At 59.0% G+C, this 15,359-nt stretch carries 15 protein-coding genes and 1 pseudogene; 5 read left to right on the forward strand and 11 right to left on the reverse strand.

Going from position 1 to position 15,359, the window contains the following annotated elements:
• Positions 1 to 28 precede the first annotated feature (28 nt).
• A complete protein-coding gene (locus J2J98_RS21205; RefSeq protein ID WP_207603370.1) occupies positions 29 to 1,921 on the forward strand; it encodes a PhoX family protein in 1,893 nt (630 codons plus the stop codon).
• Between the two features lie 478 nt (positions 1,922 to 2,399).
• Positions 2,400 to 2,653, forward strand: a pseudogene (locus J2J98_RS21210) (PAS domain-containing protein); the annotation flags it as partial.
• Between the two features lie 117 nt (positions 2,654 to 2,770).
• On the opposite strand, the gene J2J98_RS21215 reads toward J2J98_RS21210, so the two are convergent.
• On the reverse strand, positions 2,771 to 4,708 hold the full coding sequence (locus tag J2J98_RS21215) for a methyl-accepting chemotaxis protein (protein ID WP_207603499.1): 1,938 nt from the start codon (positions 4,706 to 4,708) through the stop codon (positions 2,771 to 2,773).
• A 554-nt stretch (positions 4,709 to 5,262) separates the two neighbouring features.
• On the opposite strand from J2J98_RS21215, the gene J2J98_RS21220 reads away from it, so the two are divergent.
• Positions 5,263 to 6,027, forward strand: a complete 765-nt coding sequence (locus J2J98_RS21220) for a DNA polymerase III subunit epsilon (RefSeq protein ID WP_207603371.1) — start codon at positions 5,263 to 5,265, stop codon at positions 6,025 to 6,027.
• Positions 6,028 to 6,306: 279 nt separating this feature from the next.
• Here J2J98_RS21220 and J2J98_RS21225 read toward each other — a convergent pair whose 3' ends face one another.
• The 3 genes from J2J98_RS21225 to J2J98_RS21235 all read right to left on the reverse strand — a co-directional run bounded on the left by J2J98_RS21225 (position 6,307) and on the right by J2J98_RS21235 (position 8,762).
• On the reverse strand, positions 6,307 to 7,185 hold the full coding sequence (locus tag J2J98_RS21225) for a sugar phosphate isomerase/epimerase family protein (RefSeq protein WP_207603372.1): 879 nt from the start codon (positions 7,183 to 7,185) through the stop codon (positions 6,307 to 6,309).
• 574 nt (positions 7,186 to 7,759) lie between these two features.
• Positions 7,760 to 7,900, reverse strand: a complete 141-nt coding sequence (locus J2J98_RS21230; RefSeq protein ID WP_167358991.1) for a hypothetical protein — start codon at positions 7,898 to 7,900, stop codon at positions 7,760 to 7,762.
• A 343-nt stretch (positions 7,901 to 8,243) separates the two neighbouring features.
• Positions 8,244 to 8,762 (reverse strand): hypothetical protein, encoded by a 519-nt coding sequence (locus J2J98_RS21235; RefSeq protein ID WP_246569442.1) that lies wholly within the window; start codon positions 8,760 to 8,762, stop codon positions 8,244 to 8,246.
• A 59-nt stretch (positions 8,763 to 8,821) separates the two neighbouring features.
• On the opposite strand from J2J98_RS21235, the gene J2J98_RS21240 reads away from it, so the two are divergent.
• Together J2J98_RS21240 and J2J98_RS21245 are read left to right on the forward strand one after the other, a co-directional pair.
• Positions 8,822 to 9,388, forward strand: a complete 567-nt coding sequence (locus J2J98_RS21240; RefSeq protein WP_207603373.1) for a Crp/Fnr family transcriptional regulator — start codon at positions 8,822 to 8,824, stop codon at positions 9,386 to 9,388.
• Positions 9,389 to 9,443: 55 nt separating this feature from the next.
• On the forward strand, positions 9,444 to 9,644 hold the full coding sequence (locus J2J98_RS21245; RefSeq protein WP_138397230.1) for a heavy-metal-associated domain-containing protein: 201 nt from the start codon (positions 9,444 to 9,446) through the stop codon (positions 9,642 to 9,644).
• 52 nt (positions 9,645 to 9,696) lie between these two features.
• Here the strand turns inward: J2J98_RS21245 and J2J98_RS21250 are convergent, their stop codons facing one another.
• The 7 genes from J2J98_RS21250 to J2J98_RS21280 form a co-directional block, all read right to left on the reverse strand.
• Positions 9,697 to 10,359, reverse strand: coding sequence for an adenylate/guanylate cyclase domain-containing protein (locus tag J2J98_RS21250; RefSeq protein ID WP_207603374.1), 663 nt, complete (start codon positions 10,357 to 10,359; stop codon positions 9,697 to 9,699).
• A 464-nt stretch (positions 10,360 to 10,823) separates the two neighbouring features.
• Positions 10,824 to 11,765 (reverse strand): fructose bisphosphate aldolase, encoded by a 942-nt coding sequence (locus J2J98_RS21255; protein WP_207603375.1) that lies wholly within the window; start codon positions 11,763 to 11,765, stop codon positions 10,824 to 10,826.
• A gap of 280 nt (positions 11,766 to 12,045) precedes the next feature.
• Positions 12,046 to 12,501 (reverse strand): D-erythrulose-4-phosphate isomerase, encoded by a 456-nt coding sequence (gene derI, locus J2J98_RS21260; RefSeq protein ID WP_207603376.1) that lies wholly within the window; start codon positions 12,499 to 12,501, stop codon positions 12,046 to 12,048.
• 17 nt (positions 12,502 to 12,518) lie between these two features.
• Positions 12,519 to 13,295, reverse strand: a complete 777-nt coding sequence (locus tag J2J98_RS21265) for a triose-phosphate isomerase (RefSeq protein ID WP_138394753.1) — start codon at positions 13,293 to 13,295, stop codon at positions 12,519 to 12,521.
• A complete protein-coding gene (locus J2J98_RS21270; protein WP_246569443.1) occupies positions 13,292 to 13,429 on the reverse strand; it encodes a hypothetical protein in 138 nt (45 codons plus the stop codon). Before J2J98_RS21270 ends, J2J98_RS21265 begins: the two co-directional genes overlap by 4 nt.
• The gene (locus tag J2J98_RS21275; RefSeq protein WP_207603377.1) at positions 13,426 to 14,361 is read right to left on the reverse strand and encodes a sugar-binding transcriptional regulator; all 936 of its coding nucleotides are present in this window, start codon (positions 14,359 to 14,361) and stop codon (positions 13,426 to 13,428) included. Before J2J98_RS21275 ends, J2J98_RS21270 begins: the two co-directional genes overlap by 4 nt.
• A gap of 65 nt (positions 14,362 to 14,426) precedes the next feature.
• Positions 14,427 to 15,359 carry a sugar phosphate isomerase/epimerase family protein gene (locus J2J98_RS21280; protein WP_207603378.1) on the reverse strand — a complete coding sequence of 311 codons (933 nt, stop codon included), beginning with the start codon at positions 15,357 to 15,359 and terminating at the stop codon, positions 14,427 to 14,429.

The raw sequence follows: 15,359 nt of genomic DNA on the forward strand, positions 1-15,359 counted from the left end.
TTCCAAGAAACAACAAAGGAGAAGCACCATGGCTAATATCGACACCAGCAAATTGTCCTGGGACGAATGGGACGAACTGCAAAACCCACCGCCGGCCGAAACCGATTTCGACCGCGTCGTCGAATCGGCTGTTTCACGCCGCGGTTTCCTCGGTGGCATCCTAGCCGTCGGTTCAGCTGCCGCCGCAATGGGGACGCTCGGCAATCTGATGTCCTCCACCTCGGCGCAGGCGCAGGACACCGATTCGCGCTTCGCGTTCAAGCCGATCCCTGTCTTCACCGACAACACCGTGCATGTCCCGGAAGGTTATGCCTGGAAGCCGCTCGCGAAGTGGGGCCAGCCGCTGTTTTCCAATATCCCGGATCTCGATCCTGCCAACGGCGTAAGCGTCGAAAACTCCGACAAGGTCTTCGGCGAGAACACCGACGGCATGGAACTGTTCGTGATCGGCGACCGTCAGGTCATCGCCGTCAACCATGAATATGTAAACAACGAAATCAATCTTCCGCACAATGAAAAGGGCATGCCGAAGAGCGCCGACGATGTGAAGATCCTACAGAACCTGCAGGGTGTCACCGTCATGGAAGTCGCCGAAGGCGAAAAGGGCTGGGAAATCGTGGTCGACAGCCCGTTCAATCGCCGCATCACCCATCTGACCCCGATGAAGATCTCCGGTCCGGCCGCCGGTTCCGATCTTATCAAGACCGAAGCCGATCCGAACGGCACCGACTGTCTTGGGACCTTCAACAACTGCGGCGCCGGCAAGACGCCGTGGGGCACCTATCTCACCTGCGAGGAAAACTTCAACGGATATTTTGGCTCGTCCGATCCGAACTTTGCCATGCCCGACGACTTCAAGCGCTACGGCATCGCAGCCGAAACCCGGTATGGCTATGAGGTCTTCGATCCCCGTTTTGACGTGTCGAAAAACCCGAACGAACCCCGGCGCGCCGGTTATGTCGTGGAAATAGATCCGTCCAATGCCACGTCCACCCCGATCAAGCGCACCGCGCTCGGCCGCATCAAGCACGAGAACGCCGCTGTCGTGATTGCCCGCAATGGTCGCGTGGTCGTCTACATGGGTGACGACGAACGTGGCGAGTTCCTCTACAAATACGTTTCGAACGGCATCTACGTGCCGGGCGTCGACACCTCCAAACTGCTCGACGAAGGCACGCTCTACGTCGCCAAGTTTGTTGATGACGGCAATGGTGAGTGGCTGGCGCTGACGCCGGAAACGACCGGCATGAAGATGGACGAGATCCACGTCTTCACCCGCCAGGCCGCCTCGAAGGTCGGTGCCACGACCATGGACCGTCCGGAGTGGGTCGCCATCAACCCGGTCGCCATCGAGGCCTATTGCGCGCTGACGAACAACACCAATCGTGGCGTGAAGAATAATGCCGGCGGCGACGAAATGCCGGTCGGCGGTGCCAATCCCCGCGAGAAAAACGCCTACGGCCAGATCGTGCGCTGGTATCCGGAAAATGAGGACCATGCCAGCGGCAAGTTCAAGTGGGATCTGTTCGTCATGGCCGGCAATCCCGACGTTCACAAGGATGCCTATGCCGGCTCGTCCAACATCAACTCCGGCAACATGTTCAACTCGCCTGATGGCATGATGTTCGACTCGACCGGTCTCTTGTGGATCCAGACGGACGGCGAAGACACCAACGAAGGCGACTTCCTCGGCCAGGGCAACAACCAGATGCTTGCCGGCGACCCGGCGACCGGCCGCATCGAACGTTTCCTGACCGGCCCGAAAGGCTCGGAAGTCACCGGCATGACCTGGTCGGCGGATAAGCGGACGATGTTCGTCGGCATTCAGCACCCCGATGCGCCCTTTCCAGACGGCGAAGGCAAATTGCCGCGCTCGACCATCCTTGCGATCAAGCGCGCCGACAATGCGCTTGTCGGATAGCCACTGAGCGTCACAACGACAGATTGGGAGGCGCTGGTTTCAGCGCCCCCTCGCAGGTCTCGAACATCGCCTTTGATCGCGGTTCGTCGACTTCTCGATGTCCTCGCGCAAATGGTCCATGGTTCCTGAAGGCGCGTCTGCATCCTTGCAGACGGCGCCGAGCCGTCACATGCCAGTACCTTGGACGAGAGGAACTTCGCGATCATGCCAGTAGTTTCGACGACGCTCACGGCAGAACGTCGAGCGGTCACGGCTGAGGGTGCGTGCGATCTCTGCCTGACTGATCTTCCTCGCATGCATCTGCGCGTTCGTCCAAACTCAACTGCACGAAAGAGCGGGCCATTCCATCCTCCTGTAACTATGGCGGTTATTCTCCTAGCTGCATTTGAAAATGGAATCCGCCCCCTACTTTAAAAAGTGGCATAATACTATTTATGGAACTTAGTCTCCGATTTTCTTTCGACGTCCTCAATGATGGAGGCAATACCAAGAGGCGGAAGCCCGCACCATCCGCTCCACCTTCCGCAGCATGAACGAGGGTATCGCGCTGTTCGATCCGCGCGGCCGACCGATCACCATGAACCGCCGTGTGATCGAGTTGGTCGGCTGGTCTGGTTCGGTCAGGAAATTGACGCTCCGCAGTTCGTAACGTCGCTGCCAGAGATCGATCCGGCACTCCTGCCGGCCGAGAACGATGCCGGCCTCCTGTCCGACCGGTCAGTGCTACGCCACTCGGACGCGCCTGGGTGGCTTTGGCCACTCGAGCGCCGGCCGCGAGTTGCGAAGCGGTTCTTCAGGAACCGTGATACTCGGGCGGGACCTCTCAAGCTCCCGCCTGAAATTTACCACTTAAAACTCTTCCCAGCTTTCGTTCGCCACTGCGACAGCCGCAGACCCCTTCACCGCGAATGCGTTCGCGACCTTGCCGATCATGCCGCGGACAGGCGAGGCAACGGGAGCTGGGGTCACTCCGGCTTTCGCGAAGGCGCTTGTTCGCCGCTGCGACGCGAGCGGATCAACCGTCTGGGTACCGAGCTGAAACTGTCCAATCAAGCCGCGCAGTCGACTCGCCTCATTTGCAAGTGTGGCTCCGGCGGCATTCGCTTCCTCGACCATGGCGGCGTTCTGCTGGGTCACCTGGTCCATCTGATTGACGGCAGTATTGACCTCGGACAGCCCTACCGACTGCTCGCGCGACGAGGTGGCAATCGCGTCCATATGTTGGTTGATGGTGACGATGTATGTTTCGATCGTCCTCAGCGCTTCGCCTGTGTCGCTGACGAGCTTGACCCCATTTCCGACCTCGACAGATGAGTTGCGGATCAGATCTTTGATCTCCTTGGCAGCAGTGGCCGAACGCTGGGCCAGTTCACGGACTTCCTGAGCGACCACGGCAAAGCCCTTGCCCGCGTCTCCTGCGCGCGCCGCTTCCACCCCCGCATTGAGCGCCAAAAGGTTGGTCTGGAAGGCGATGTCATCAATGACGCCGATGATGTTGGAGATCTGGTTCGAGGATTGCTCGATCTTGCCCATGGCATCGACCGCATTGGCGACAACCGCACCAGACTGGCGGGCGCTGTCGTTTGCCTGTATCGCGACGCTGCGGGCCTCTTCGGCACGTTTGGTGGAACTGGCCACATTGATGGTGATCTGGTTGAGGGCCGCAGCCGTTTCCTCGAGCGAGGCGGCCTGCTGCTCGGTGCGTTTCGAAAGATCCTCAGCGCTTTGGCCAATCTCACGGGATCCGGAATCGATCGAGCCGGCCGCCTCCGAGACTGAAGCCATCGTCTCCCTCAGCTGGGCGACGGCCTGATTGAAGTCAGCACGCAGGCTCTCAAACTCCTCGGCAAAGGACTTCGGGAGCTGGAAGGCGAGATTGCCGGCGGCAAGCTGCTTCAGGCCATCCGCCAAGCCGGATGTCGCCTCAAACATCGCCTCGGCGCGAATGCGTTCCTGCTCGGCAGTCCTGCGGCGCTGCTCTTCGGACTCGTTGCGCTGCGCGTTCGCTTGCTGCTCAAGGCGCCGGTTCTCCAATGCGTTGGTGCGGAACACTTCGACCGCAGCTGCCATCTCGCCGATCTCATCGGCGCGTCCTGCGTAGGGAATTGGCGCGTCAGCATCACCACCTGCAAGTCTCTTCATAGATGCGGTAATCGCTTGGATTGGTCTGATCAAGGTTGAAGACAACAGCACCAGTGAGACTGCTATGACGATGATGGTGGCCGCAATACCAAAGACGATGCTCCAAAAAGTGCGGTTGGCTGCAGCCGCAGAAGCCGCTGCACGCTCGTCGAGCAGCGAGGCTTCTTCGTCAGATATTTCTTTCGCGATCGCACGGATGGAGTCCATGTACTTCTTACCAGCGCCAGAGATCTCCATGTCGCGAGCTTGGTCGATGGTCGTGGCCTCGCGCATCAAGGCGATTTCCTCGCTCATCACCTCGTTCGTCCAACCATCGACCTGAACTTGAAGGTCCGCCAGCCTCTTCTGCTGTGCGGCATTGTCAGACGTTAAGCGCTTGGTCAGTTCAAAGGCTACCCTGAACTGAGTTTCCCCCGCCTTTTGCGGATCGAGAAACTGCTCGTCGCCTGCCAGCAGATAACCACGCAAGCCAGTCTCTTGATTGACCATCCCCGCAATCATTTCATCGACTGCCCGAAGAACCTTGTACGTATGCTCAGTCCAGCCCGTCGCTTCCTGTTGTGTGCTGGACGATCCCATGCTGATAAGGTTGACGGCAAGTCCAACCAGAAGGATCAGACTGAACGATATAACGAGCTTAGCCATCGTCCGAAGATTGGCAATGAATGCGAACAAAATACTCTCCAGTGCGTGCGGGATGCTCCCGCCTCGCGCATATTCATCTGCATTGGGGAACAGCTAAGACCGATTTCATTCCGGACCCCTAAAATTTGAGGGATTTGATTTAAGGCTTGGTAAAGCACCCGCCCGAATTCTTGTAAATACAAGCGCTTAGACTGTATCGTCGGTACGATAACGGACAGAAGAGGACCGCACGCCTGGATAAATCGAGTGTAATGAGCTGAAAATATTCTTTCTGGCCGAACATTCGACCACGCAGGTGAATGGAAGCGTCCCGATCTCGCTGATGCTGCCAAGAATGGCGGCGACCCCAAGTGCGACGCGGAGCATTGCGGCGACTCCGCGTTGCAATGTTTCATCATTCGCAGGCTTGTCCAAGACCGCCTTAAACAAATGATTGTTGGCCTCCGGGGATCCGGTTTACCGGATTGCAATCGTCGCCCGGCATGGCAATGGGAAGGAGGAACAACCGCGGCTCGATCTTGATTTATAATGGAAGCAGTGATCCAGGATAGCAGGTGACCGCCATCGAGACCTTTAGACCTAGAGTTCGCGTTATCGATCTTGAGACCGGCGGTAACGGCCCGAACGACGTTTGCGAGATCGGATGGCAGGACGTCATCCAAGATAGCGATGGCACCTGGGAGGTCACTGCCGAACGCGGCGCGCTGCTAGTAAATCCCGGCCATCCGATCTCGGCGGACACTATGGCGGTCCACCATATCCTCGACGTTCAGGTCGCAGACGCACCCTTCTGGAAAGAGATTGCCGCAAGCATTCTTCGGCCACCCGGCCGCATCGACGCGCTCGCAGCCCACCGAGCAGCCTTCGAGCAGCGCTATTGCACACCAAGATTCACCGGCGGCACACCATGGATCTGCACATGGAAGTGCGCGATGCGGGTCTGGCCGGATCTGCCGCGGTTCTCCAACCAGATGCTCCGGTATCAACGCATGCCTTCGGGTCTCGTCCATGAGATCGGCCTGCCAGCGCATCGCGCCATGCCGGACGCCTATGTGACCGCGCACCATCTTCGCGATCTCCTGAACGCGTCATCACTTCTGCAGCTTCTGAGCTGGAGCAACGAGCCTGGACTCCTGCCTCGCGTCCCATCGGGACCGGATCGGGGAAAGGGCTGGGATCGGCTGACGGACGAAACGCTGCAAGAGTTTGCTCGAGACCGGGATGCTGACATCCGCTTCAGTGCACAGACCGAACTGAGGCGTCGGGGTGAGTACACCGAGCAGTCGGTCGTCGAGTCGGCGCAGAAGTCCTTTCTCTGAGCTCGCCGGCGAACGACCGATCGCTATACGCCCGGCGGTCGTAGTTCGTCGTCCGGAGCCCTCTTGCGCAGGAGCAATCCTATTCTAGATCTAAGCTGGCGGTCGACTCGAGGCCTGACGCCACCGTCCTCAACGTCTCGGTCGGCCATCAGCTCCGTCAGTGGCCGCGTAGCGTCGGCCTTGGCGAGCGTCACCCCTAGCGTTCAACCAAGACACCATGGCTGCTTGGCTATTACGCACTGACGACCTTTCGTCAGCCAAATGCCGAGTGGTGCGTCCCTACCCCGCAATAAGTCCGGCCCTGCGCGCCACCGCCTTGATGTGTGCAAGACCGCGACGGTAGCCCGGGACATCAAAGTGCTCCAGCATCAGGGGAACCTCACGTTTCAGCTTGGCGATTTCAGTTACATAGGCATCGTAATCCAGATTGCCTTCGCCAGGCACGACTTCATCCAGATGAAAGGAGATTGTTCCCGGCCCTCCCTTCATCACCAGGTCCTTGGCGTGGCATGAGACGACCCAAGGACCGAGAAGGGCGAAGCAATCCCGTATCATCTTGCCTGTGTTGAAATACAACCTGGGTGTTATGACCATGTTTGCAGCGTCGATGTGTGCGCCGAACTGAGGCCGGTCGATCGCCTTTAGCAGTTTCAGATAGTTCTCTGGCGTGTCCGTCACCAGCCATGGAACCATCTCCAGGCAGAACTTGGTACGCTTCGGCTTCACCATGTCGATGACATAGCGGGCGGTGTCGACGGCTCGCTGGAACCCAGCCTCGCTTTGATTGTCCGGATGCGGACCATAATCGTAATTGTCGCTCAACTGCCAGGGATCCCCCGGATGTCCGACAGTACCGTGGAATGCGACAACGGCGCCTGCCCCAATTTCCTCGCCGAGGGCTAGCTGATGTACGGCGTACTCCAGATTAGCTTTTCGCGTCGCCTCATCGTGAGCAACGAGGTTCTTCCATGCGCCGCCTTCGGCAACGACAACATCTGCAGTGGCGAATGCCTTTACCAGTGCAGCGATCTCTTCGCGGCTCTCAAGTTTGATGTTTGGCATATACGCGGCATTGTAGCCAAATTCGACGTGCTCTCGCGCGTAGGCTTCGGGATCACCGTTGTAATCGATCCCGTAGCCACCCAGTCTGAAGGTCATGATCAGTCTCCCAAATCTAATAGCCTATCGGGCCGTAACACCTCGAACGCTCTCCGATGTCGGCGGCGCTCAGCCTTTTGGGGCGCCGCCAGGGTAAAGCAGGACCTTCCCGCAATTTGCTGTTTCCTGAAGTGCAGATGCAGCGCCAACCTTGGAGATCGCATATCTGCTTATCAACGAGGGGCCTCGAGTCGCGCACCCGCTCCAACAATTCGTCTGCATGGACATCGTAATTCCAGTGCCAGCATCCAAAGATGTCGATGCCCTTGCCGGTGATGCTGTTGACTGGCAACGAGCCGCTCCAGGTAACGAATGAGAGCTTTCCACTGAGCGCGCACCAGCTCCAAAACGACAGCCGGAGCCCCTTCGGATTCCTCGCTGCACAATCGATAGCGGCGTACCCGAAGAACAATCCCCCGATCACATCACCGGTGCGGGAAACGACGGGAACTGCCAGATAACTGCACACGGGAAGATGCCTCTCCGCCACCACCTTTGCCCTTGCATCGTTGAGTTCGCCGCAAGCAAGCCTGCTGCATCCATATACGGTGGAAAGATCTCGAGCAGGATAGCATCATTCACTCCAAAGGAGATTGCTCGCCCCTTTGCTCCAGCTGATAACAATGCCGTCGGGATCAAGGATGATGATGCCGGTGTCCACCGCACTGTCGAGGATCTGCTGGAGCCGCTCGGCGGGCAGGTACGTGGAGCTCATCTTATACCACTGGGAGTAAGTATGCGGATCGTTCGCACTGAGCCTATCACAAGCGCTTGAGAGGAAAAGGGCCCGCCCCTGGCGATGTCACGTTGTTTTATCAACGCCCGGACAAGGCGTTCGTCAGTGAACTCACGGAGTTGCGCCGGTCACGGTGCGCTCCGGTCTGCCGCAGGAGCTTCGCCTGTTCCTCACGACCAGTCTTCTCGGCGGATTCATGATCTCGCTCGACAGGTCAGCCTCTGAGAGCGCGGACAATGGATCAGCGGGGTTTGCTGCCCTCACGGCAATCTTCGCCAAGGTCGGTGTGGGGAACGTCAATTCCAACCGGGATTTCCACAGGCTATTTCGAATAACCGCGATGCCTGCCGTAGGCCGCGATTTGGTCGGCGCCGAGAACCCGTGTCACCTCAAGATGTGCCGCGAGGTGAATGAACCTCAGCCGCGATCGGCTCACCTCGGCCTTGGCGATCAGGTCTTGAAGCATGGATTCCGTAATGGTCCGATTCCTGAATGCGTTGTCGAGCGCCCGCTCGGCTTCGACGAAGGTCCTGCCCTCCTCCAACGCCCGAGCCTGCATGAGGTCGAAGGCTTTCTGCACCTCGCGGAGCTGATCGTCCCTCAGTCCGAGCCGATCTTTCATCTGCAGCACATGCGAGGGGCCCGGATAGTCGTTGAGCTCGGCCGCCTTCGCAAAACCCCACCCGCCCCCTCTTGTCAATTCGTCGACGTCCGTTTCCGACAAGGACTTGATCTCCCTTCCCGCCTCCTGAGCGTATGGCGACGTGGCGTGGTGCGGCCCTTGGGCCAACGCCTGCGTGGCGAGAATGGCGAACGTAAAGCTGACAAGCAGGGACTTCATCGATTGCGCTCCAATTGCGGACGGGGCTACCACTATTGCTTACCGCCCGGATGTCGGACATGATCGAAGTCATGTCCGACATCCTCTTGGATCAAGTCCGCAGCCTCTCGAGCGGAAGAAGAACATTCGACGCCGGTCGGCACCTCTTCAACCAGGGCGACGAGGTGGGAAGCCTGTATCTCGTGGAGTCCGGCGTCGTTCATCTCGTTCGGCATCAGGCCGACGGCAACGTTGCGGTGCTGCAGCGGGCGTCAGCGGAGCTGGTCCTTGCGGAAGCTTCCGTCTTCTCCAGCGTCTACCATTGTGACGCCGTCGCCGTCACCGACGTGGACGCAACATCGGTTCCGATCCATTCGATCAGACGCGCCCTGCGCAGCGATCCGGAATTCGCCGAAGGCTGGGCGTCCTATCTTTCCTACCAGCTACAGCAGATCAGGAAGCGCGCGGAGATCGCCAGCCTGAAGACAGTGGCCGCTCGTCTTGAATCCTGGCTCGCATGGAACGACGGCGAACTGCCGTTGAAAGGAGAATGGAAGGCGCTGGCCAACGATATCGGCGTATCGCCGGAAGCGCTCTATCGAGAGCTGTCGAAGCGGCGCAGCTCTTTTGTGCAGGATCGCACTTGACCTTCCCATGGTTGGAAACCCCATATCGGGTCAGTTAGACGATTTGGAGACCACCATGTACGAATTCGAAATCCAGAACATGACCTGCGGCCATTGCGCGAGCACGGTGGAGAAGGCGATCAAGACGGCGGACCCGGAAGCTTCCGCCAGCATCGATCTTGCGGCCAGGACTGCGAAGGTTGAGACCAAGGATCCAGCCGCTATCAATACGGCCATTGAGAAAGCGGGTTATCCATCCAGTTTCAGACAGATCTGATTTCGCAGCGGACACCTGGGTTGACAGGCGTTCTGCCCCGAAGTCGCAACGATCACCTGGGTGACTCATAGGTCTGCGGCGACCGTCGATATGCTTCCTCACAGCGCGGCGAACAAAACCACGGCCCCTCTGGGGCGGCCCGCCTATAGGACGAATACGGTGCATGCATCTTGCACACCGGGTCGATCCAGGCCGGGTCAGCCGACGGAGCAAGCTCTATCTCATAGAGAGGGATTTCTCCGGCCACGGATCTGAGCGCCACCATTCCGAGGTCTCGCACCAGGATGCCTCTGGCGACAGCCGCCTCGGCAACGGATTGAGTGGCAAGCAATTGACCGGGCGACGCGAGCGCGGCTATTCGTGCGGCGATGTTGACGGTCGATCCAAAGAGATCGCCTGCTCTGCAGGTGACCGGCCCGTGGTTCAGCCCCGCCCGGGTGAGCGGTAGCCGTGGTTCTCTACGGCAGGCCTGCAACAGCGACCCGAGTACCTGGATCGCTGTATCGGGCTCAGGAAACGACAGCATTGCCTCGTCGCCGATCCATTTTATCGGGGGTTCATAGCCGCTGAGGGCATCACGGACCATGCGCTCGAATACCTCAAGCACGTCAATCGCGGCCGCGTCGCCATACACGTCCGCGATGGCGCTGAATCCTGCAATATCTATGAACGCAACGGTGGCCGGCGCTCGAGCCGGGTCCTGTCGCTGCTTCACATCACTCTCCCTCGCCGCTCCTACTGGTGCTTGCATCATGGGCAACGATCAATCGTCCCTGGATTGCAGAAGAGGCTAGCATATTTTCGCGCAAGTAGACAGTGAGCGCCACCTCGCGATCGCACTGCAGCTTTCATCCAGCCGGCTTTTTGAATCGGTGGAAAAGGAAGAGCAAAGCGCGGCGATCGTTGCAACCACCACGAAATAGCCCTACCGCGTTTCCAACTCGGGATGTGCTCAAAGTGAGGTCGAAAGCCCGTCCGGCAGTCAAGCTTACGAGACATGCTCTGCTACAGTTGAAGGCGCGCTCGATGCTTTCGGTGAACTGAAGCTCACAATGCGCCGCGGCTCACCTTCAATCGTGAACTCTCCCAAAGTCCGAGCAAGTGCAACCGATCAATGCGAGATGTTCTACCTGATCGGCGCGCACGAATTTCCGCGGCTTTGCTCCGGAGAGTTCTTCGTCAGTTGTCTGTCGCTTCCAACTTCTGTCCCGAGGCAGTTGCAGCGGTCTTGAACACACTGGCATTATAGATCTGCTCTACCGCTCGTGAGAGGCCTGCATCAAATTCCGCATCGCTCATGGTTACCCGAAGATCCTCCGCCAGCGCGCGGGAGAAGCTCGCGATCATGCCGTCGTTATGACTGAGCTTCTCGCAAGCATCGGCGCAGCTATAGCCGCCCGAAAGAGCCACGACGCGGGCGACCGATATATGGTCGATCAACGGTTTGTAGAAATTTGCCACGGTCGGAAGGGAAAGCTTGATCATAACTTTCTCGCCCGAGGTATATTTGTCGAGCTCTTGGGCGATTTCATCCCGCAAGATCGTCTCAGCCTCCTGCTTCGTGGGGCTCTTGATGAGAACCTCCGGCTCGATAATCGGGACGAGACCGTAGTCGAGGATCCGTCGCGCGATCTCAAACTGCTGCTTGACGACAGCAGCGATGCCAGACCGATCGGCATGCGCGATCACCGACCGCATCTTCGTCCCGAATATTCCCTTCTTCACTGCGCGTGTCAGGAGGCTGTCGAGGTCGGGCATGGGCTTCATCACTTGGACGCCATTTTCTTCGGCCGCCAGACCCTTGTCGATTTTCAGGAAAGGCACGACACTGCGCTCTTCCCAAAGAAAGTCAGGGACCGGTCTCCCGCCGACATCGCCATCCATGGTTTTTTCGAAGAGGATTGCGCCGATCACCTTGCTTCCCGAAAACGAGGACGCAGTCATGATACGCACGCGCATCTTGTGCATCAGACGGAACATGTCGTCTTCGCCACTATAGTCGGAATCGGAGATGCCGTAGAGACGCAACGCAGCCGGAGTAGAGCCTCCGCTCTGATCGAGCGCAGCGATGAACCCGTCCTTGCCGGTCATCTGTGACATCATTTTCTGATTGGCTGCCATTTTCTTCCCCTCATGTGCCGTCATATGCCGCCGCATCTGCGAGTGGCTTGACCAGATTTAAAGCAGAATGACGTAATTATGGCTCCGTGCAAGAGGCTCAAGACCTGACCGGCCTGCGCTCGGTATTGATTTTGCGCAGCAGGATGAAATCTTGACGATTGCGGCAGGACGCCTTTCCGCATCCTTGTATTGGATAAATTCGTGCCGTCCGCTCGATGGTGGCGGCAGGCCAAGGCCGCAGGATCAAGCTTATTCCAGCAACCTGCAGCAAGGACTTTCCTCAGCGCGCATTGTACTTCGCGTCCAGTTCGTTGATTGCCGTGACATTGCCGGCGGAGCGGCCGTTCTCATCGAAGGTGTGGGCGAGAAAGGCATCGGCAATAGCTTTGGCAAGCTCAGGCCCGATGACACGCGCACCCATCGTGATGATCTGGGCATTGTTGGAGAGCGCTGCCCGTTCGGCAGAATAAGTGTCGTGCGTCAGGGCCGCCCGGATGCCGGGGACCTTGTTGGCCGAGATGCAGACGCCGATGCCGGTGCCGCAGACTAGGATTGCCTTGTCATAGCTACCATCGATCACCCCCGATGCGACGCGCTCCGAGAGATTTGCGTAGAAAGGATCGAGGCCGTCATTGATGCGGGACACTTCTTCGACGTCGAAACGATCCTTGAGGTGATCGGCCAATATCTTTGCGAGGCCTTCGCCGGCGCTGTCTCCAGCAATTGCAAGTTTCATTGTCTTTCTCCTTGGGATTAGGCGGGAAGTTTGGCGGCGCATTTTGCAAGGATATCGAGGTAGCCCTCGACGTTCCATGCAGAACGGCCGATGAAGAGCCCGTCGACATGAGGGCACGAAATCATTTCCTCGCAATTTTGCGGATTGACCGACCCGCCATAGAGGCAAGGTATTTTGCGCCCTAATATCGCTTCGGCGACCGCAATGATCTCAGCCTGGCGTGCGTCGGCATAGTCTGCCGTCGCAGGGATTCCCTTATCGCCGATTGCCCAAACGGGCTCGTAGGCGAGAAGGATGTCGGCCGTTTTCTGCTCATCGGCAAGCTTTGCAAACGCCCCGCGAACCTGAGCTGCGAGTACCTCGGCCGCCCTGCCGCTCTCACGATCGGCAAGTGTCTCGCCGATGCAGATGAGCGGGATCAGCCCATGGCGGACGGCAGCTTCCGTCTTCAGCCCGACCGTCTCGTCAGTCTCATTGAAGAACCCACGCCGCTCCGAGTGGCCGAGTTCGACCATGTCGAGACTGCAATCCTTCAGCATTAGGGGCGACACCTCGCCGGTCCATGCGCCGCGATCGGCCCAGTGCATATTCTGCGCGCCAACCTTGACGGAAGTTTCCGCCAGCAGGCGCTTGACCTCCCGTACAGCAGTGAAAGGTGGAATGATAAAGCGCTGGATGCGAGAATCGCGCCCTTCATCAGCAACCGCGAGGGCCTTGGCGAATTGCTCGGCTTCTGCGAGCGTCTTGTTCATCTTCCAGCTTGTGCCGATCCAGAATTGCCGTGTCTTGGTCATGCCTGTTCCTGTGTCGGAGCGATGGTGAGCTTGATGCCCGGCTGCTCGAATTCGTTGATGACAGCTGCCTCAGGCGCGCTGTCGGTGATAATGTGCGCCGTGTTGCGAAGGAGAAAACGATCCGGCAGGTTCAACTGAGTAGCGCTTGCGCAGTTCGTTCGTCGGTAATCAGCCCATGCAACCTTCTGCTTCGCAGGATCGCCCTGATCGCCGGCACCTTGCCCAACCCGCCTGCAAGGGCCACGAGGCGCTCTTTCGCGGTTTGGGGGAAGGATGCTGAAAGCGTGCGGGCCGTGAGCGCCGTGTCGAGGACCTGACCGTTAGCGTCGAAGAAATGCCCCAGGATCTCGCCCACGCCGCCGGCCGATGCGATATCCTCGATTTCCGCCGGCTCGACCATGCCGGAAAGCACAAGCTGCGCCTCCGCGTCCACTGTCCCCAAGCCGACAAGCTTCAGGTCGGCGGCATTGGCGAGGTCGAAGACCTCCTTGACGCCGCGCTGAGCTCGAAGCACCTGCAGATCGTCGGCCGTGTTGGCAAAGAATGGAACCGGCATCACATAGGCCTGCGTGCCCGTCTTTTCGGCGATGCGGTGCATGACGTCATAGGGATTGGCGCCGTAGTTCCGCGTGAGACCACCGAGAAGGGAAACGAACTGAGTCTGTTTGGCGCTCATGCGCGGCATATATTGAACGGCAGCCGAAAGCGTCCTGCCATGGCCCAGGCCGATGACCGCGTGGTCGCCGTGCTCGATTTCCCGCTTCAGATAACCCGCACCAGCATGACCCAGCGCGCGAAGCGGCAGACCCTCTTCGCCAAGATCCGGTGCCACTTCGCAATATTGCAATCCGAACCGCTCGGCGAGCCGTGTCTCCAGTTCGACGCATTCGACAATATCGCCGTCGATCGTCACCTTCACCACGCCGTCGGCGACGGCGCGGGCTATCAGCCTGTGGGCCTTGACCGATGGTATGCCGAGACGACGGGCAACGTCCGACTGGGTGAGCCCGCCAGCATAGTGGAGCCAGGCGGCTCGCACGGCAAGCGTTTCATCGGCATCCGTCATCGCCGCTCCTCCGATTGTTACCTGGTGATTCCACTGGATTCAGCTGGCCTTTGTAGATCGCGCCGTCATATCTTCAAGTCCGCCGCACCGGTGTCGATATGCGGCGCCCAGAAGGCGACGCTTTCGGCGATCTGCGCGATCACTTCGCGATCGTTCGGTTCGCGCTCCTTGAAAGAGAGTTCGAGACAGATCTCGTTGTCGTCGGCACCGCCTGCCGCAAAGGCCTCCAGAAGCGGCGCGGGCTGGATCCTGCCTTTGGCGTTAAAGGCAGCTGTGAACGGCCGATGGCCGCCCTTATCCATCAGGCTCTGCTTGATGTGGATGATGGGCGACAGCTTCGGCACGGCCCGCGCCCAAGCATAGGGATCATAGTCGCTGGGATTGGCGGAGGTGACATCCCCATGATCAATATCGGCCATCATCCACATCGGCACGGCCATGCCAGCCGCCGACAGGCGTGTCTGCAGCGCGATGCAGGCCTCGATCGTCTCACCGAATTCGCGCCCGATGCTCATCGGCTCCCAGAAGATAAAAGACAGTCCGGCAGCCTTCGCGTGCTCGGCGACCTCACACCAGCAATCGATGGCGATTTTGATCAGTTCCTCGCGGCGACCGGCGTCATCGAAATCCCTATAGGTGAAGATCGCAAACTGAGTGCCGACGGAACGGCCGCCGAGATCGGCGGTAATGTCGGCAAAAGTCTTGAACCAGTCGATATAATACCGGCGCACGTCACGGTCGGGATGGCCGAAATGATTGAGGCGGCCATACGGGCCGGTCATTCCCGAGGTGACTCGCACGCCGGTGCGCTGAAGCGACGCCTCCATCTGCCGGGTCAGGCGGCGGATCACCGGTGCTGGCCAGCTCGGATTGACGAATTCATGCGTTAATTGCAGATCGCGGATGCGCAGCTTCCTTGCGACCGTCTCGATCAGGTCGTCGGGCTCGGCAAAGCGGTTCACCAGGGGATTGGTGTTGAGCGAGAGCGTCAGCGGCAT

Origin of the sequence: Rhizobium bangladeshense, assembly GCF_017357245.1 — a bacterium.
Taxonomy (GTDB): Bacteria; Pseudomonadota; Alphaproteobacteria; order Rhizobiales; family Rhizobiaceae; genus Rhizobium; species Rhizobium bangladeshense.